This window comes from Bacteroides sp. B1-V-101, from assembly GCF_023656585.1.
Taxonomy (GTDB): domain Bacteria; phylum Bacteroidota; class Bacteroidia; order Bacteroidales; family Bacteroidaceae; genus Bacteroides; species Bacteroides thetaiotaomicron.
This window is the reverse complement of record NZ_JAMOKH010000001.1, coordinates 62,573-80,330: the sequence shown is the minus strand read 5'-3', so window position 1 is coordinate 80,330 and position 17,758 is coordinate 62,573. Positions and strand designations below refer to the sequence as shown.

The following is a 17,758-nucleotide window of genomic DNA, read 5'->3' as shown; positions in this document are numbered from 1 at the left end:
GTGATTTACAACTCACCAGCCGAAAGCATCTTCCGCCATCCACTTGCCATGAGCTTTCAATACTTGTTCCACCACATCACGTCCACAGCCACGACCGCCATCGACATAAGATATATACTTTGCAACCGACTTAACTTCCGGAACTGCATCTTTGGGACAACAAGGCAACCCGCACTCACGCATCACTTCTATATCAGGCACATCATCGCCCATATACAGAATTTCGTCATCAGACAGACCGTATTTATCACGGAAATCACGGTAATCATGAATTTTCACCGCAGAACCCATATACAGATCCTTCACACCCAATGCTGCAAACCGGATACGTACCGCTTCTGTCCGTCCACCGGTAATGATAGCAATATGAAGTCCTTTCTTTACCGCCAGCTGAATGGCATAACCGTCTTTGATATTCACTGTACGCATCGGTTCTCCGGAAGGATGCAACGGGACTGTTGTCGAACTCAATACTCCGTCAACATCAAAAGCCAGTGCTTTGATGCGGGATAGATCATAATTGATGGTGCTCATGGATACTTTTACTCATTAATTTATAAATTTCCTGCAATGCCTGACTGTCTGCCAGCATAGAAAGATGCTTATTCATCACATTCTCGTCATAGCGTACAGCCGGTCCGGTCTGCGCATCACGAGGAGCGAGTTCATGCACTTTGCGTGCCGTTTCGTCAATCAGGGGAAGCATAACATCAAATGGCAAATGATATTTTTCCAGCAATTCGGCGGCAAGAGCATACATATGGTTGGTAAAGTTACAGGTAAAGACAGCTGCCAGATGAAGACTCCTGCGTTGCTCCGAATCGGCTTCGTACACCTTATCAGAGAGTGTACCGGCAACCGCTTTCAGCAGCTCGGCATCTTCCGGTCTTTTTGCTTCAATAAAGAAAGGTACTTCCCGAAAATCAACTTCACGTTGTTTGCTGAACGTCTGCATCGGATAAAATACTCCGTAACGTTCCGCATGACCTTCCCAAATATTCATCGGGATGCTGCCTGCCGTATGTACCAGCAGCGCATGCTGCTTTCCATCAGTGATCTGAGGCAACAGTTCGACGAAAGCGGCATCTTTCAATGAAATAATATATAATCTCGCTTCATTCGATACGCCTTTTAAATCAGTGATATATTCCGCTTCCACTTCATTGGCTAACGTACGAGCCGATTCTTCCGTTCGGCTGTACACCTGCATGATACGGAATCCTTTCCGGTAAAGCGCTTTCGCCAGATTAGTTGCCAGATTTCCGGCACCGAGAAACACAACGGGCGTATCTTCAATACTTCTTTTCATTGTTTCTTTAACGTTTTGAAACCCAAAATAAAATAATTCCGATGATCAACAGTGCCAATGGCAACAGATAACCGGACAAGGAACCGAGCAATGACATTACCAGACCGATATTCATTACCAGCCACAGTCCCAACAGCACAAAGCCGACCGACTTGTCACGCTTGAAAATAAGAAAACTGATAGAGGCATACAACAACAAATTGTCCTTATTCATCACCCAAGGCAAACCTATAGAAGCAAAGGGGAGCAGTTTATTTATCAGGAAAAGAGTTCCGATGACAATAAAAGCGACGGCAGTAGCCTTATAAGTATCTTTATTATTATTTGCTTTGACAGCTCCCATCGTTATTTTCCTCCGAACTTATTAATATGAATTTTCTCCCACTGGAGGTGTTCTTCGTTGAAAGGCTTACGTTCCATTCCCTTATGTCCAATGGCAATCACGGAAAGAATCTGCAGTTGCAAAGGAATATCCAAAATTCCATGAACAAACTCGTCAGACGGCATTCCGGTTGCAGTGAAACGTTCGCGAACCTGTACCCAACAGCTTCCCAGCCCCAAATCTTCCGCCTGCAACTGTATCATGATGGAAGCAATAGAAGCATCTTCAATCCAGACATCGCTCGCCAATGGATCTGCCATCACGACAATCGCCAAAGCAGCGTCTGCAATGAAAGAAGAAGCCTGTTCTTTGCAGTGAGACAGTTCTTTCAACTTTTCTTTATCATCGACTACCACAAACTGCCAGCTATTACTACGTTTGGAACTGGGAGACATTAAGGCAGCTTTCATCAGTGCCACAACCTCATCCTGTGTTAACTCCTCATCCGTAAATTTGCGCATACTGCGGCGATTCTTTATCAGTTCACTGAAATTTTCCATATTATTTCCGTTTTCATTTGATTTATGTATGCAAAGATAGCGCAAACCGATCGTAATAAGAAATGAAATTGTATCTTTGCACTGAGAAATATATTCATTATGAAAAAACGAATTACACAAGACGATTACATCAAAGCGAATCGTAAAGCCAGCCGTGAGGCAGAAATCAAAGAGCACGGACACCCCGTTTGTTACAAACGAGTGCATGAGTCAAAGAAAGTATATAACCGTAGAAAGATAAAGGCAGCCGATAAAAAGCTGCCTTATTTTTTTCATTTGGGATAGTGTCGGTATCCCAATGACATAGTGACACCATGAGACAGTGATAGTGACACTATCCTGTTGCGATAGTGACACCATGTTTTATGCAGTTCCTGATAGGCAGAAAGGGCGATTTCCTATACAATTCGCGTCAGTTCTCCAGTAGTGGAGTCTATGATAAACCCGTGCACTTTCACGTCCGACGGAATCAAAGGATGATGAACTATAAAATCGACCGTTCCCCTTACCGACTTCTCCGTATCTTCAAAGCCATCTAGCCAAGAATGAAAATCGACTCCACAAAAACTCATCATATGAATATAATCGGCATTAATACCCCGTGCCTTCATCTTCTCAAGCATTTCTTCACTGTGCATATGGCAGGCTCCACAATCAGAATGGGCAATCACCATTATTTCCTCCACACCTAACTCGAAGATAGCGACAAGCAGACTGCGAATCACACTACCGAAAGGATGGGAAATGACGCCTCCTGCATTCTTGATCATTTTAACGTCTCCGTTCTTAATGCCTAGTGCGGCCGGGAGTAAAGCTGTCAGACGTGTATCCATACAGGATAAGATAGCAATCTTTTTATCGGGATACTTATTCGTTATATATTCTTTATATCCCTCGTTCTTAACGAACTCTCTGTTATAAGCAAGCATTTCTTCTATCATAGCGCTATTTTGTTTGGACACACAAAAATAAAGAAAATAATAAAAAGCTGTATCAGGAAACAATGAAAATATACCGGAAATCCTTTTTAAACTTTTACGCAGGATACAGGTATGGAAACAAAGAGCCGGACAAGAGAAATCTCCTGCCCGGCTCCTATTAATTATGCTTGATTATTAATTAACTGATTAATAACCGGCGTTTTGTCCGAATTCTGCCGGATTATTGATCGCATCCAGATATTTCGTAGGAATAGGACGCAAATAGAATTCTTTCTTAAAGTGCTCGGCAGCACGCTTATTATAAGCAGCCAAACGAGTCTCAAAAGCAGCATTACGTTTCAGCAAATACCAGCGGCCACATTCGCCACAAAGTTCACGGGCATATTCATCGAAAATATAATTCAGATCCACTTGCGACTCACTGACCGTACCGGCACCGGCACGCGTACGGAGTACATTAATATATTTGGCAGCATCTCCCTTGTTCAAGCGTACCGATGCTTCAGCAGCAATCAGGTAAACTTCCGCCATACGCATGATCATCACATCCACAGTTTTTCTCTGAACGTCTCTGCCGACAAACTTATTACCCGGCATATTGAATTTAGAAAGAGCCGGATAAATAGATAGCCACAAAGCACTGGCAGCACTAGGCTTGTCATAGGTAGCCCTGGCTGTTCCATTCTCATCGTAAAGATCGAAAACATTAAGAACCAACCCCGGATATTGAGCTTTTTCCTCTTCTGTCAGCGTCTTCAAAGAACAATAAACGGCATATTGATGAGCTTCTGCCGGATCTAAAGGCATGGCAGGATGAAGAATATTACCATCTGTTTTATCCTGAGTAGTCTTCGCTGTTCCATCTGCATTCCAGATAGCCAGCTGGCAGTAATTAGCATCGGCTGTACTATTGGATTCCAAGTTAAAATGAGGATAAACTTTCTTACCTATATTAGATGCGGGAATACCAAATTTAGCAGCAAGTGTGCTTGTGATTTCTTTGGCACACGCTGAACCTCCATATTCATAAGTCGCCCCCCATGCCGGTATAGAATAAGACGAGTAAGCTGAGATAAATGAATAACGAAAACGAGAGTCGTTCATATCAGCAGCAAAACAGTCCATCAGATATTTGGATGGCAGGAAGATATTACTATTCGGACGACCGTATACGAAGTTTGAAGTCTTGTCTACCAAACCCAGGTCCGTATATGTTCCCAACGAAGGTAAGAAGTGACGGAACATTTCACTTTGTGAGTAGTTACCATTGGTGTAAGCGTCCGAATTTCTTTCGGCACCCGCAGCTATGAACAGAGCTTCTTCATTGTTACGATTATTATTTTCGTTGAATACATCGGCAAAAGCGGGATGCATATACCACTCATAAATCGCTTTATTATTAATCATGGTTGTCGCCGTATCATAGGCTTTTTCCAGAAAGCTGACACCATCGGTATCTTTCAGATCATAACCGGCACCATTAATATATGCACGTGCCAATAATCCCATCGCCGATTTCTTTGTAACGCGGCTATAGTAATCACTGAAACTTACGGGCAGATTCTCTACGGCAAACTTCAGGTCTTCGATAATGGCAGCATAAATTTCGGGAACGGTAGAACGGTGAGCATCAAAAGAAATATTCTCGCTATCGGCAGCCTTCAACTGCAAATCGACATTTCCAAACTGCTCTACCAGATTCATATAATAGTAAGCACGCAGACATTTGGCCTGTGCCACACATTCATTAATTTCAGTCTCATCCCCTGTCACATTCTCAGCTCCGTCAATCACAATATTACAGCTGTTGATACACAGATAAGAATATTGCCACACTTTATAATAATAGCTATCATCGGTTTTCATACCGTTATAACTATGATAACGCTGATAGCTGGAGCCCGATTTAGGTTCTTCCCAAATATCAGTACCCGCTTCCGTACAAACCAGATAGTCACTACTCTGATAGATGTTGTTGATCAAGGCTGTATAGCACGAGTTGGTGAATGCCTTATAAGTTTCCAATGTATAAGAACCATCGGAGAACTGACCCGAGTTGTTGGGGTTCACTTCATCAAGACTGCAAGAGCCCCAAGAAAAAACACCGGCAACAAGTAGAACTAAACTATATATCTTTTTCATATTGCTATTTTTTAGAAAGTTAAATTAAGACCAAATATGCAATCACGAGACAATGGGAAGTTGATGCTTCCGTTCATTTCCGGATCGTAATTCTTCACATATTTGTTTGGCGAATAAGTAAACAGGTTGGTCATTGTCGCATAAACTCTCAGATTACTGATACCAAAACGTTTTGTAAGTTTACCGGGTAACGTATAACCCAATGTTACGTTTTTAAGTTTAAAGAATGATCCATCCACATAATACATCGAATCATATCCTTCATAAGCACTTCTATCCTTGGATTTATCGATAGCATAGAACAAGACATCCTGATCTGCTTCGATCGTCTTGTCATAGTAAGTAAAATAAGTAGGAACATTGTAATCCGGGTTAGGCGAATATTTACCTATCACACTACCATAGTTCATCATTTGCCCCCAACGTGCATAAAGGAAGACAGACAAATCAAAATCTTTGTATCTGAAATTATTCTTAAAGCCCAATGTCCAGTCCGGAGTATTACGACCTATTACCTGACGATCATAATCCGCACGTACACCATAAGGATTTTCTGCCGTAATATCAACGCGCTCTCCTTCAGGACTCATATAATAATAACCATTTCCGTCCTTCTTCACACTAGGTAAATCCAGCTTAATATCGCCCGGTTCGCATCCGAACAAAGCAGCAGTTTCCTTTTCGCTATATTGCCAGATACCCAACACTTTATATCTATAGAAAGAACCGACTCCTTCGCCGACTTTGAACACCATATCACCCTTTTTTGCATTGAACATCATATCCTGCCCTTCGATCAAAGATTTAATTTTTTCTTTGTTGGCGGTAAATGTCACTGTTGAGCTCCAAGTAAAATCTTTCTTCACAATATTACGGGTATTAAGAGCAAGTTCAATACCGCGATTTTCTGTTTCAGCAGCATTCTTGTTCATTTTATAAGTAGTGCTACCTGTGTAATTACCCATAATAGATGTCGGCAATGCCTGAGAAAGAATTACATCCGTTGTTTTTGTCCGATACAAATCCACCGTCAGATCAATACGATTATTGAGGAAGCTGGCGTCAATACCAATATTCAAGTCATGAGTCTTTTCCCATGTCAGATTACGGTTAGTGATATACTCCGTAAACTTGGCTGACGGAACAGTCATTCCTCCCAAAGAGGTTGTCACATTTTCCAAAGATGCCATAGAACTGTATTCAGCAATACCGGCAGTAGTTCCGGCAACACCATAGCCTACACGCAGTTTCAAGTTATCCAACCAGCTTTTTGTACCAGCCATAAATGCTTCATCCGAGATTCTCCAGCCTACAGAAACTGCCGGGAATAAATTCCATCTATTGTCTTTCGACAAACGGGAATCCGCTTCATAACGACTGGAAGCAGAGAACAGGTATTTACCTTTGTATGAGTAGTTGACACGACCGATAAAGCCCATCCCTTTCGACATCAGATATTTGCTGTTCAGTTTCTTATTATCAGCATTCTGCAATGCATACCACAACATATCATTGGTCGCCGGGTTTTCACCATAGACATAATATTCTTCACTCTGATTGTAATTCCAGGAAGTAACCCCTGTAACCGTCAGGTCATGATCCTTATTAAATGTATTGTGATAAGTTACTATGTTTTCCCATTTGTAATTATATCCTGTCTTATTGGTAGCTTCGCCATATGCCACCGTACTGCCTTTCAACACATTATAAGAGCCTTCTCCCATAAATTTACCGGCACGAGATTGAGAATAACTGCCTCCAAGCTGTGACTTGACAGACAATCCTTTTACCGGTTTCCATTCCAGATAAGCGTCAACATAAGCCCTTCCTGCTTTAGTATTATTCTTATATACTCCATCTTGTTCGTCTGCTAACGGATTCGGGTCTGATGATGAACCTGGAATCGGGAATTCCGTGATAGAGCCGTCTTCATTATAAGGAGTACCTAACGGGGTGGCAAACAATGCTCTTTCCAAAACGGCATTACGTGAATTCTTGTTGGAGAAAGATGCCTGAACATTAATACCGGCATTCATCCATTTATTGATTTCCTGATCTATACGGACACGGGTAGAGTACACTTTATAGTCATCATTCTCATACATACTCTTCTCATCAGTATAGTTCAACGAGAAATAAGCTTTCGTCTTCTCAGTACCTCCGGCAACGGAAATACTATAGTTCTGCTTCAAGCCTGAATGTAATACTTCATCTCCCCAATTTACCCATTGGTTGTTTTTGATGGCGTCGTATCTTTCACCGAAAATTTCCTCCTCATTAGTAGTACCGACAGGCTTATAAGAATCTTTTATATAATTAATGTATGAGTCACCCGTACGCATCTTAGGAACTCGGGCACCCATAGTCGTTCCGGCATAAGCATTAAAATTGATGACCGGTTTTCCACTCTTGGATCCTTTCGTAGTCACGATAATAACACCATTCGCACCACTTGAACCGTAGATAGCCGTAGAAGATGCATCTTTCAGTACTTCGATAGATTCAATATCATTGGGATTCAAGGTAGCAATATCACCCGGCATACCATCGATAATATAAGTCGGCTTAAATGCATCGGAAGAAATATTACCATCCTCATCCAACTGCAAAGAGCGGGTACCACGCAACTGAACTGTCGGTGACGAACCTGCCTGACCTGAAGAATTAGTGATATCCAGACCTGCAATTTTACCTTGCAGCGCATCCATCGGATTCACGCCCGGATTCATGGTGATATCCTCTGATTTCACAGAAGCAACCGCACCTGTCAAATCACGTTTCTTTACCGTACCGTAACCGATGACCACTACCTCATCCAAAGCCTGTGTATCCGGAACCATCTTTATATTCAGCGGGGCATTTCCGCTCACAATGATAGCCTGTTCTTTATATCCGATATAAGAAACAACCAGTTCTTTACTTCCGCCCGGAAGATTAATGGAGAACTTACCGTCAAAATCAGTTATCGTACCTGTACTTGTACCTTTCACCACAATAGAGACACCGATCAACGGTTCTCCATTTTCATCTAAAACAGTTCCTTTCACTGTCTTTGTCTGCATGACGGCTTGCACAGTAATATCATTCACACCATTTTCTGCATAAACAGATATGGCAGAAGGGGCACACAATAAAGTCAGCCCTAAAATCATGGAAACGCGTCTATGCTGTGTCTTCCACGCTTCAACAAATGCATTCTCTCTCATTCGTTTTAATTTAAAGTTAATATTAATTTTCCTTTGTTTAGTAAAATACAATTAGCATAATCTTTTACATAGACGTTTCCATTTTACTTCTGTACTCACAAAGGACGACAATAATACAAAAATTCGCTTTTTCAAGCCTTTTTTTCCTCAAATATATGCAAAGGATAAAAAGACAAATTTTAGGCTAAGCCAACAAATTCTCTTTTTTATTGTTGAATGAAGAATAAAAAGTGTAAATTTGTATTTGGATGCCACTTAAACTAACAACATATTATCGCGGAAAAGACATTCCTGATTTACCGGGAACCAATACTTTTCATTCCAAGGAGTTGTTTCAGATCTATGAATCGACTCCGGGATATACCCCGCTACTGATAGTGGCAACAGAAGAAGGCAGACCTGTAGCACGTCTGCTTGCCGCCATACGCAAGACCAAAAAGTGGCTTCCCTCCTCTCTTGTCAAACAATGTGTGGTATATGGTGCAGGTGAATTTCTGGACACTTCTCTACCGGCAAGTAAAGAGAAGGAGGAAGAAATTTTCGGTGAAATGCTGGAGCATCTCACACAAGAAGCATCACGCACCTGCATTCTTATTGAATTCCGCAATCTGGATAATTCCATGTTCGGTTACCGTTTCTTCCGAAAGAACGACTTTTTTCCGGTCAACTGGCTGCGTGTCCGTAACTCTCTGCATAGTACGCAGAAAGCGGAAGACCGTTTCAGCCCGTCACGTATCCGTCAGATCCGGAAAGGACTCAAAAACGGAGCCAAAGTAGTAGAAGCCCATACGGTGGAAGAGATTAAGGAATTCTCGCGGATGCTGCACAAAGTTTATTCTTCACGAATACGGAGATATTTCCCTGCCAATGACTTTTTCCGCCACATGAACAGCATGCTTATCAGAGGAAAACAGGCAAAAATATTCATCGTAAAATACAAGGAAAAGATTATCGGCGGCTCCGTCTGCATCTATTCCGGCGAAAATGCTTTTATCTGGTTTTCAGGAGGAATGCGAAAGACGTATGCACTGCAGTCACCCGGCATACTGGCAGTATGGAAAGCACTTGAAGATGCCCATGAACGGGGATTCCGTCACATGGAGTTCATGGATGTAGGACTTCCCTTCCGCAAACATGGTTATCGTGATTTCGTACTCCGTTTCGGAGGCAAACAAAGCAGTACCCGCCGTTGGTTCCGTATCAGCTGGCCATGGCTGAATAATCTTCTGGTCAAGTTTTATGTCTAAATGTAATCTCAAGATTACAAAACCCGTCTTTGTCACCCATCCGGAGCATTTTTTATGCTTTATTCCCCAATAATTAAATGCAGAAATATTTCTTTATTAGACAAGAAATGTCTTTCTTTGTGCTGTTTTATGCCATATAAGCACATAATTAAACCATATAAAAAAATATAGTTATGAAGATTTCACACATTGAGCATCTGGGCATTGCTGTAAAAAGCATCGAAGAAGCCCTTCCTTACTACGAAAACGTATTGGGTCTGAAATGTTACAACATCGAAACAGTAGAAGATCAAAAAGTAAGAACCGCTTTTTTAAAGGTAGGTGAAACAAAAATCGAATTGTTGGAGCCGACTTGCCCCGAAAGCACCATTGCTAAATTTATTGAAAACAAAGGTGCAGGTGTTCATCACGTAGCATTTGCCGTAGAAGATGGCGTAGCTAATGCTTTGGCAGAAGCAGAAAGCAAAGAAATCCGTCTGATTGACAAGGCTCCCCGCAAAGGTGCCGAAGGTCTGAACATCGCTTTCCTTCACCCGAAATCAACACTGGGTGTGCTGACAGAACTCTGCGAACACTAATCATAAACTCTAAAAAAACAACAAGAACTCATGAGTAATCAACTTGAAAAAATTAAAGAGCTTATTGAACGCCGTGCCGTTGCACGCATCGGAGGCGGCGAAAAAGCAATTGCGAAGCAACATGAAAAAGGGAAATACACAGCGCGTGAGCGTATAGCCATGCTGTTGGATGAAGGTAGCTTCGAAGAAATGGACATGTTCGTTGAGCACAGATGCACGAACTTCGGCATGGAGAAAAAGCACTATCCGGGTGATGGTGTAGTAACCGGTTGCGGTACTATCGAAGGTCGTCTCGTATATCTTTTTGCACAGGACTTTACCGTTACTGCAGGTTCACTGTCGGAAACAATGTCACTGAAGATCTGTAAGATTATGGATCAGGCAATGAAGATGGGTGCTCCTTGTATCGGTATCAATGACTCGGGCGGTGCACGTATCCAGGAAGGTATTAACGCTTTGGCAGGTTACGCAGAAATCTTCCAGCGCAATATCCTCGCTTCGGGTGTCATTCCGCAGATTTCCGGTATCTTCGGTCCTTGTGCCGGCGGTGCTGTTTATTCTCCGGCACTGACAGACTTCACACTGATGATGGAAGGTACTTCTTATATGTTCCTTACAGGTCCGAAAGTAGTGAAAACTGTAACCGGTGAAGACGTAAGCCAGGAAAACCTCGGCGGAGCAAGCGTTCACTCTACCAAATCGGGTGTTACTCATTTCACTGCCAAAACAGAAGAAGAAGGTCTGGCATTGATCCGCACACTTCTGAGCTATATTCCTCAAAACAACCTCGAAGAAGCTCCATACGTGGATTGCACAGATCCGATCGACCGTCTGGAAGATTCTCTGAACGATATTATCCCCGACAGCCCCAACAAACCGTATGATATGTACGAGGTTATCAGCGCTATCGTGGACAACGGTGAATTCCTGGAAATCCAGAAAGACTATGCCAAGAATATCATTATCGGTTTTGCCCGTTTCAACGGTCAGTCTGTAGGTATTGTAGCCAATCAGCCTAAATTCCTTGCCGGTGTACTCGACAGCAACGCATCTCGCAAAGGCGCACGTTTCGTTCGTTTCTGCGATGCTTTCAATATCCCTATCGTGTCGTTGGTAGACGTACCGGGATTCCTTCCGGGAACAGGCCAGGAATACAATGGCGTTATCCTTCATGGTGCCAAACTGCTGTATGCTTACGGTGAAGCTACTGTACCTAAAGTAACAATCACATTGCGTAAATCTTACGGTGGTTCTCACATCGTGATGAGTTGTAAACAACTTCGTGGTGACATGAACTATGCTTGGCCAACAGCTGAAATCGCTGTAATGGGTGGTGCAGGTGCAGTAGAAGTATTGTACGCGCGTGAAGCCAAAGACCAGGAAAATCCGGCTCAGTTCCTTGCCGAAAAAGAAGCAGAATATACAAAACTGTTTGCCAATCCTTATAATGCAGCTAAGTATGGTTACATCGATGATGTCATCGAACCCCGTAACACACGTTTCCGCGTGATCCGTGCTTTGCAGCAGTTGCAGACTAAGAAACTGTCTAACCCGGCGAAGAAACATGGTAATATTCCGTTGTAATCCAACTTTTCACATTAAAACAAGAACGATTATGAACAAAACCAAAATCGGAATATTCCTTTCTCTGCTGTTGCTGATTGGATTGACTTCCTGCGGAGAGCAAAAGTCGAACAATAAGCTATTGCTGAATGAAGTCCTGATAGACAATCAAAACAACTTTCAGGATGACTACGGCTTGCACAGTGCATGGATTGAAATATTCAACAAATCATACGGTAGCGCAGACTTAGCAGCTTGTTTATTGAAAGTAAGCAGCCAGCCGGGCGATACAGTAACCTATTTTATCCCAAAAGGTGACATACTTACATTAGTAAAGCCACGCCAACATGCGTTATTTTGGGCAGATGGCGAACCTAATCGTGGAACCTTCCATACCAGCTTCAAACTGAATCCCGAAACAGCCAATTGGGTCGGTCTTTTTGATTCAGGCAGAAAGCTACTTGATCAAGTTGTCATACCAGCAGGAACTTTAGGTCCCAACCAGTCTTATGCACGCATAAGCGACGGAGCAGCAGACTGGGAAGTAAAAGGCGGAAGCAAAGACAAATACGTAACCCCGAGCACGAACAACAAAACCCTTGACAGTAATGCCAAGATGGAAAAGTTCGAAGAACATGACTCAGTCGGTATCGGTATGTCTATTTCAGCCATGAGCGTAGTATTCTGCGGATTGATTCTTCTCTTCATTGCCTTCAAGGTGGTAGGTAAAGTTGCTGTCAACCTGAGCAAACGCAATGCGATGAAGGCTAAAGGCATCGATAAAGTCGAAGCGAAAGAGCTTTCACAGGCTCCGGGTGAAGTTTATGCTGCTATTTCAATGGCATTACACGAAATGCAGGATGAGGTACACGACGTAGAAGAAACGGTGCTGACCATCACTCGTGTGAAGCGCAGTTATTCACCGTGGAGTTCGAAGATTTACACCTTGCGTGAAAATCCTAACAGAAAGTAAATCATTCCCTAAAAAGATAAAACGATGAAAGAATATAAATATAAAATCAACGGTAACTCATACAAAGTAACCATCGGAGATATTGAAGATAATATCGCTCATGTAGAAGTGAACGGTACGCATTACAAAGTAGAAATGGAGAAACAACCGAAAGCTACTCCCAAACCGGCAGTAGTACGCCCTATGCCTAACTCACCGGCTGCTCCTACCACACCGGTAGTAAAACCGGCTGCTCCTTCTACCGGCAAATCAGGCGTTAAGTCCCCACTGCCAGGCGTTATCCTTGACATCAAAGTAAATGTAGGTGATACAGTGAAAAGAGGACAGACTATCATTATATTGGAAGCCATGAAGATGGAAAACAATATCAATGCAGACAAAGACGGTAAAGTGACTGCCATCAATGTCAACAAGGGAGATTCTGTTCTTGAAGGTAATGACCTCGTAATTATTGAATAATATGGGAGATTTTATTAACTTTTTAGGAAATAACCTTGCCGATTTCTGGACCTACACGGGATTTGCCAACGCGACAGGTGGACATATTGCTATGATCATTATCGGTTTAGGCTTTATTTACTTAGCTGTAGCCAAAGAGTTCGAGCCGATGTTGTTAATTCCTATCGGATTCGGTATTCTGATCGGTAATATACCTTTCAATATGGACGCCGGACTAAAAGTCGGTATATATGAAGAAGGTTCTGTATTGAACATATTGTATCAGGGAGTAACGTCCGGCTGGTATCCACCGCTCATCTTCTTAGGTATCGGTGCCATGACAGACTTCTCGGCGCTAATCTCCAATCCGAAGCTGATGCTGATCGGTGCGGCTGCCCAGTTTGGTATCTTCGGTGCATACATGATCGCATTGGAAATGGGATTTGACCCGATGCAGGCCGGTGCTATCGGTATCATCGGTGGAGCAGATGGTCCGACGGCTATCTTCCTTTCGTCCAAGCTGGCACCTAACTTAATGGGAGCCATTGCGGTATCCGCCTACTCCTATATGGCGTTAGTTCCGGTGATACAGCCGCCTATCATGCGTCTGCTCACCACCAAACACGAACGCGTTATCCGTATGAAACCGCCACGTGCCGTTTCTCATACAGAGAAAGTGATTTTCCCGATTATCGGTCTGTTGCTGACCTGCTTCCTGGTTCCTTCCGGTCTGCCTCTGCTGGGTATGCTGTTCTTCGGTAACCTGTTGAAAGAAAGTGGTGTAACCCGTCGTCTGGCTAACACAGCCAGCGGTCCGCTGATTGACGTTATCACTATCCTGTTAGGTTTGACAGTAGGTGCCTCTACTCAGGCTTCCGAGTTCCTGACACTCGACTCCATCAAGATCTTTGCCCTCGGTGCACTGTCATTTATCATTGCTACCGCATCAGGTGTGATCTTCGTTAAGATCTTCAACCTCTTCCTCAAGAAGGGCAATAAGATCAATCCGTTGATCGGTAATGCAGGTGTATCTGCCGTTCCCGACTCTGCACGTATCTCACAAGTTGTCGGTCTGGAATATGATCCAACCAACTACTTGCTGATGCACGCTATGGGTCCGAACGTAGCAGGTGTAATCGGTTCAGCTGTTGCTGCCGGTATCCTGTTAGGATTCTTAATGTAGGGACAAGGTGCCCCTGTCAGGCTTCCATTCGGAATGCCGGGACAAAATATTAGGTGCGGATATTGCTGTTTTAGATGCAATATCCGCACTTATCATTATGTTATCTTCTCTTATCATTCCGTTAATCTATTCCAAAAAGGCTACGAATAATTCGTAAATACGATATTTTTTAGCATCTTGCGTCTTTGTTACGACACACTAAAATAAATATTTATGAAACGGATTATTCTCCTCGCCTTCCTTTGTACCACCACCCTGGTGATGGCGCAGCGCATCAATCATGTTCAGGAAGCAATAGCAAACTACGATTACGAGGCAGCTCTCACTCTCATTGCCAAAGAAAAGCCGACAATTCCCCTACTCTTGCAAAAAGGTAAAGCACAACGGGGACTTGGGATGAATACAGAAGCACTTTCCACTTATCAGGAAATCATAACCAATGACACTGCCAATACCCGTGCATATATCGAAGCAGCCGAATGCTGCCGTTCATTGGCCAAATACCAACAGGCACTGAAATATTATGAACAGGCACTTGATCTGAATCCGGAAAACAAATATGTGCGTATTCAATACATCGGACTACTGCTCTCTTTACAGAAGTTTCAGGATGCTTTAGGAGAAAGTAGTCTGATGACAGAGAAAGACAGTTCCGCCATCGCCTTGCATCTGCAGGCCCAAAGTTTCGAAGGTATGGGAGAGCTTCTCCCCGCCACGGGGTGCTACTATAATATACAGGAGAAATACCCCGACGACTATCTTGCCGCCGCCAAGCTCGCCGCACTGAACATAGCCGGTTCTTATTTCAACGAAGCAATTGAAGCCACGGAGAAATATCGGCAGATTGACACCACCAACATCGCTGTCAACCGCCAGAATGCACTGGCATATTGTCTGAATAAGGATTATCCTACCGCTATCCAGCGTTATGAATACCTGGTGAGCCAGGGCGACAGTTCTTTTCATACCTGTTATTATCTGGGTATCAGCTATTATGCGGAAGAGAAATATTACGAAGCACATGACTTTCTGGAAGCCGCCCGAAAACATGATCCTGAAAACGTAAACCTGCTTTATTATCTCGGCCGTGCCTGCGCCAAGACTTCATGGAAGAAGTTAGGCGTAGAGTATCTCGAAAAAGCGCTTGATCTGACTATTCCCAAAGACAGTAATATGGTACGGCTCTATATTGGCATGACCGACTGCTACAAAATGGCACAGATGCCTAAAGAGCAGATTGAATCGATCAGAGAACGCTACCGGAAATACGATAAACAAAATCATAAGCTGCTCTATGATATGGCTTTCATTTATTTCTATTCGCTGAAAGACAAGAAAAACACCGAACGCTGTCTGGAAGCATTCTTAAAAACACGCCCGAAAGAAGATAAGGAAGAAGAAGCGAAACTAAACGAACGAGGCGAACTCGTTTTAGGCACTAAGAATTATTATAATGCTGCAGCTAACTGGCTGAAAGACATTCAAAGTAAGCAAAAGATAGAAGATTTCTTCTTGGGAGGAAATGTGCCCGCTCAGAAACCGGAATAAGCAGATAAAGGATATTACGTAAAAAAGGCTGCAACCGTCAAACGATTGCAGCCTTTCTATATAATAGGATAATCTGTGATTATTCAGCCAATTTGTTGTCTGAACCCAGCACATTAAGGATTTTGTGCTTGTACAGTTTTTCCATGTTGTCACGAGCCGGACCAAGATACTTACGTGGGTCGAATTCAGCTGGTTTTTCAGCGAAAGTCTTACGGATAGCAGCAGTCATAGCCAGACGAGAGTCTGAGTCGATGTTGATTTTGCAAACAGCAGACTTGGCAGCTTTACGCAATTCTTCTTCAGGAATACCGATAGCAGCTTTCAGAGCACCACCAAACTTGTTGATTGTTTCAACTTCTTCTTCAGGAACTGAAGATGATCCGTGAAGTACGATAGGGAATCCCGGAAGTTTTTCCATTACAGCATCCAATACTTCGAAAGCCAATGGAGGAGGAACCATACGACCGGTAGCCGGATCGATGTGGCACTGTTCCGGAGTAAACTTGTAAGCACCGTGAGAAGTACCGATAGAGATAGCCAATGAGTCACAACCTGTACGAGTAGCGAAATCGATTACTTCTTCAGGGTCAGTGTATGTGTGGTGGTCAGAAGAAACTTCATCTTCTACACCTGCCAATACACCAAGTTCACCTTCAACTGTTACGTCGAACTGATGAGCGTATTCAACCACCTTCTTAGTCAAAGCAACGTTTTCTTCGTAAGGAAGATGAGAACCGTCGATCATAACTGAAGAGAAACCTGAATCGATGCAAGATTTGCAAGTTTCAAAAGTATCTCCGTGGTCAAGGTGAAGAACGATTTCAGGATGTGCGCAACCTAATTCTTTTGCGTACTCTACAGCACCCTGAGCCATGTAACGCAACAAAGTAGCGTTAGCATACTGACGAGCACCTTTAGAAACCTGAAGAATCACCGGAGATTTTGTTTCTACTGCAGCCTTGATGATAGCCTGCATCTGTTCCATATTGTTGAAGTTGAATGCTGGGATAGCGTATCCACCCTTAATAGCCTTAGCAAACATGTCTCTTGTGTTTACCAATCCTAAGTCTTTGTAATTAACCATTTTGTTTAAAGTTTATTGTTAGTGAATTAAAATTCTACGCAAAAGTAAGCATTATCCACCGAATAACGAGCATCGGAAAGAAAAATATAATAGAAAAAGGTTTAAATCGATCAGCAAATATTCATCCGTAAGCGGGTCTGACATTAGATTGTAATGTCCACCTAGCAAATAAACGGCTGAAAGGTTCTATCCCAAAACAGGTATTATACCATAAAAAGCACAAGACATTCTTTTCGTGCCAATCATATAATTCATAGAAATAGCATAATTCACAGAAGTTTTTTCAGCAAAGTTTTTTCTATTCCGGAGAAATGTGCTATCTTTGCGCTCTGAAAATGACCATTACACTATTTCTTACCAAAATAGTAACAGAATATAAATTAAAAAAACAGATACTGAAATGAAAAAAGGCCTTCATCCAGAATCATACCGTCCGGTAGTATTCAAAGATATGTCAAATGGTGATATGTTTTTGTCTAAATCAACTGTAGCAACTAAAGAAACCATCGAATTCGAAGGTGAAACTTATCCGTTGCTGAAGATTGAAATCTCTAACACTTCTCACCCGTTCTATACAGGTAAATCTACATTGGTAGATACTGCAGGTCGCGTTGATAAGTTCATGAGCCGTTACGGTGACCGTAAGAAGAAATAATTCAATCTT

The 17,758-nt window shown here is 42.7% G+C and carries 17 protein-coding genes; 9 read left to right on the top strand and 8 right to left on the bottom strand.

The window, feature by feature from the left end; translation table 11 throughout:
- Nucleotides 1-12 precede the first annotated feature (12 nt).
- Genes NBH01_RS00335 through NBH01_RS00320 form a run of 4 tightly spaced genes read right to left on the bottom strand, consistent with a single transcriptional unit; the run spans nucleotide 13 to nucleotide 2,191 of the window.
- Nucleotides 13-534, bottom strand: a complete 522-nt coding sequence (locus tag NBH01_RS00335; RefSeq protein WP_055229608.1) for a KdsC family phosphatase — start codon at nucleotides 532-534, stop codon at nucleotides 13-15.
- Nucleotides 515-1,309: a Rossmann-like and DUF2520 domain-containing protein gene (locus NBH01_RS00330; RefSeq protein ID WP_008763371.1), complete on the bottom strand. Its 795-nt coding sequence runs from the start codon at nucleotides 1,307-1,309 to the stop codon at nucleotides 515-517. The genes NBH01_RS00335 and NBH01_RS00330 overlap by 20 nt, the downstream gene beginning before the upstream one ends.
- A gap of 7 nt (nucleotides 1,310-1,316) precedes the next feature.
- Complete coding sequence (locus tag NBH01_RS00325; RefSeq protein WP_008763370.1) at nucleotides 1,317-1,652, bottom strand: hypothetical protein; 336 nt, start codon at nucleotides 1,650-1,652, stop codon at nucleotides 1,317-1,319.
- Between the two features lie 2 nt (nucleotides 1,653-1,654).
- Nucleotides 1,655-2,191 carry a nitroreductase family protein gene (locus NBH01_RS00320; RefSeq protein WP_008767848.1) on the bottom strand — a complete coding sequence of 179 codons (537 nt, stop codon included), beginning with the start codon at nucleotides 2,189-2,191 and terminating at the stop codon, nucleotides 1,655-1,657.
- A 99-nt stretch (nucleotides 2,192-2,290) separates the two neighbouring features.
- On the opposite strand from NBH01_RS00320, the gene NBH01_RS00315 reads away from it, so the two are divergent.
- Nucleotides 2,291-2,476, top strand: a complete 186-nt coding sequence (locus NBH01_RS00315; RefSeq protein ID WP_008763368.1) for a hypothetical protein — start codon at nucleotides 2,291-2,293, stop codon at nucleotides 2,474-2,476.
- Between the two features lie 113 nt (nucleotides 2,477-2,589).
- Here the strand turns inward: NBH01_RS00315 and NBH01_RS00310 are convergent, their stop codons facing one another.
- From NBH01_RS00310 to NBH01_RS00300, 3 genes are all read right to left on the bottom strand, one after another.
- On the bottom strand, nucleotides 2,590-3,132 hold the full coding sequence (locus NBH01_RS00310; RefSeq protein WP_008763367.1) for a beta-class carbonic anhydrase: 543 nt from the start codon (nucleotides 3,130-3,132) through the stop codon (nucleotides 2,590-2,592).
- Between the two features lie 186 nt (nucleotides 3,133-3,318).
- A complete protein-coding gene (locus NBH01_RS00305) occupies nucleotides 3,319-5,274 on the bottom strand; it encodes a RagB/SusD family nutrient uptake outer membrane protein (RefSeq protein WP_234134135.1) in 1,956 nt (651 codons plus the stop codon).
- An 11-nt stretch (nucleotides 5,275-5,285) separates the two neighbouring features.
- Nucleotides 5,286-8,480, bottom strand: coding sequence for a SusC/RagA family TonB-linked outer membrane protein (locus tag NBH01_RS00300; RefSeq protein ID WP_234134134.1), 3,195 nt, complete (start codon nucleotides 8,478-8,480; stop codon nucleotides 5,286-5,288).
- 248 nt (nucleotides 8,481-8,728) lie between these two features.
- Between NBH01_RS00300 and NBH01_RS00295 the strand changes: the two genes are divergently transcribed.
- From NBH01_RS00295 to NBH01_RS00265, 7 genes are all read left to right on the top strand, one after another.
- Nucleotides 8,729-9,727 (top strand): GNAT family N-acetyltransferase, encoded by a 999-nt coding sequence (locus NBH01_RS00295; protein ID WP_008763365.1) that lies wholly within the window; start codon nucleotides 8,729-8,731, stop codon nucleotides 9,725-9,727.
- A 173-nt stretch (nucleotides 9,728-9,900) separates the two neighbouring features.
- Nucleotides 9,901-10,305 (top strand): methylmalonyl-CoA epimerase, encoded by a 405-nt coding sequence (gene mce, locus NBH01_RS00290; protein WP_002561104.1) that lies wholly within the window; start codon nucleotides 9,901-9,903, stop codon nucleotides 10,303-10,305.
- Nucleotides 10,306-10,335: 30 nt separating this feature from the next.
- Nucleotides 10,336-11,889: an acyl-CoA carboxylase subunit beta gene (locus tag NBH01_RS00285; RefSeq protein WP_008763364.1), complete on the top strand. Its 1,554-nt coding sequence runs from the start codon at nucleotides 10,336-10,338 to the stop codon at nucleotides 11,887-11,889.
- Nucleotides 11,890-11,920: 31 nt separating this feature from the next.
- Nucleotides 11,921-12,841, top strand: a complete 921-nt coding sequence (locus tag NBH01_RS00280) for an OadG family transporter subunit (protein WP_008767844.1) — start codon at nucleotides 11,921-11,923, stop codon at nucleotides 12,839-12,841.
- A 24-nt stretch (nucleotides 12,842-12,865) separates the two neighbouring features.
- On the top strand, nucleotides 12,866-13,300 hold the full coding sequence (locus NBH01_RS00275; RefSeq protein ID WP_048695632.1) for a biotin/lipoyl-containing protein: 435 nt from the start codon (nucleotides 12,866-12,868) through the stop codon (nucleotides 13,298-13,300).
- 1 nt (nucleotide 13,301) lies between these two features.
- Nucleotides 13,302-14,462 carry a sodium ion-translocating decarboxylase subunit beta gene (locus tag NBH01_RS00270; protein WP_011107939.1) on the top strand — a complete coding sequence of 387 codons (1,161 nt, stop codon included), beginning with the start codon at nucleotides 13,302-13,304 and terminating at the stop codon, nucleotides 14,460-14,462.
- A gap of 213 nt (nucleotides 14,463-14,675) precedes the next feature.
- Entirely contained in the window at nucleotides 14,676-16,010 is a 1,335-nt protein-coding gene (locus tag NBH01_RS00265) for a tetratricopeptide repeat protein (RefSeq protein WP_008767841.1), read from the top strand.
- Nucleotides 16,011-16,089: 79 nt separating this feature from the next.
- Here the strand turns inward: NBH01_RS00265 and NBH01_RS00260 are convergent, their stop codons facing one another.
- Nucleotides 16,090-17,094 (bottom strand): class II fructose-bisphosphate aldolase, encoded by a 1,005-nt coding sequence (locus NBH01_RS00260; RefSeq protein ID WP_008763359.1) that lies wholly within the window; start codon nucleotides 17,092-17,094, stop codon nucleotides 16,090-16,092.
- Nucleotides 17,095-17,494: 400 nt separating this feature from the next.
- On the opposite strand from NBH01_RS00260, the gene NBH01_RS00255 reads away from it, so the two are divergent.
- Nucleotides 17,495-17,749 (top strand): type B 50S ribosomal protein L31, encoded by a 255-nt coding sequence (locus NBH01_RS00255; RefSeq protein WP_005678397.1) that lies wholly within the window; start codon nucleotides 17,495-17,497, stop codon nucleotides 17,747-17,749.
- Nucleotides 17,750-17,758: the final 9 nt, after the last annotated feature.

Bases quoted from the DNA above. Each gene is read 5' to 3' on its own strand.
- NBH01_RS00335 (WP_055229608.1), bottom strand. From the start codon at position 534: ATGAGCACCATCAATTATGATCTATCCCGCATCAAAGCACTGGCTTTT.
- NBH01_RS00330 (WP_008763371.1), bottom strand. From the start codon at position 1,309: ATGAAAAGAAGTATTGAAGATACGCCCGTTGTGTTTCTCGGTGCCGGA.
- NBH01_RS00325 (WP_008763370.1), bottom strand. From the start codon at position 1,652: ATGGGAGCTGTCAAAGCAAATAATAATAAAGATACTTATAAGGCTACT.
- NBH01_RS00320 (WP_008767848.1), bottom strand. From the start codon at position 2,191: ATGGAAAATTTCAGTGAACTGATAAAGAATCGCCGCAGTATGCGCAAA.
- NBH01_RS00315 (WP_008763368.1), top strand. From the start codon at position 2,291: ATGAAAAAACGAATTACACAAGACGATTACATCAAAGCGAATCGTAAA.
- NBH01_RS00310 (WP_008763367.1), bottom strand. From the start codon at position 3,132: ATGATAGAAGAAATGCTTGCTTATAACAGAGAGTTCGTTAAGAACGAG.
- NBH01_RS00305 (WP_234134135.1), bottom strand. From the start codon at position 5,274: ATGAAAAAGATATATAGTTTAGTTCTACTTGTTGCCGGTGTTTTTTCT.
- NBH01_RS00300 (WP_234134134.1), bottom strand. From the start codon at position 8,480: ATGAGAGAGAATGCATTTGTTGAAGCGTGGAAGACACAGCATAGACGC.
- NBH01_RS00295 (WP_008763365.1), top strand. From the start codon at position 8,729: ATGCCACTTAAACTAACAACATATTATCGCGGAAAAGACATTCCTGAT.
- mce (WP_002561104.1), top strand. From the start codon at position 9,901: ATGAAGATTTCACACATTGAGCATCTGGGCATTGCTGTAAAAAGCATC.
- NBH01_RS00285 (WP_008763364.1), top strand. From the start codon at position 10,336: ATGAGTAATCAACTTGAAAAAATTAAAGAGCTTATTGAACGCCGTGCC.
- NBH01_RS00280 (WP_008767844.1), top strand. From the start codon at position 11,921: ATGAACAAAACCAAAATCGGAATATTCCTTTCTCTGCTGTTGCTGATT.
- NBH01_RS00275 (WP_048695632.1), top strand. From the start codon at position 12,866: ATGAAAGAATATAAATATAAAATCAACGGTAACTCATACAAAGTAACC.
- NBH01_RS00270 (WP_011107939.1), top strand. From the start codon at position 13,302: ATGGGAGATTTTATTAACTTTTTAGGAAATAACCTTGCCGATTTCTGG.
- NBH01_RS00265 (WP_008767841.1), top strand. From the start codon at position 14,676: ATGAAACGGATTATTCTCCTCGCCTTCCTTTGTACCACCACCCTGGTG.
- NBH01_RS00260 (WP_008763359.1), bottom strand. From the start codon at position 17,094: ATGGTTAATTACAAAGACTTAGGATTGGTAAACACAAGAGACATGTTT.
- NBH01_RS00255 (WP_005678397.1), top strand. From the start codon at position 17,495: ATGAAAAAAGGCCTTCATCCAGAATCATACCGTCCGGTAGTATTCAAA.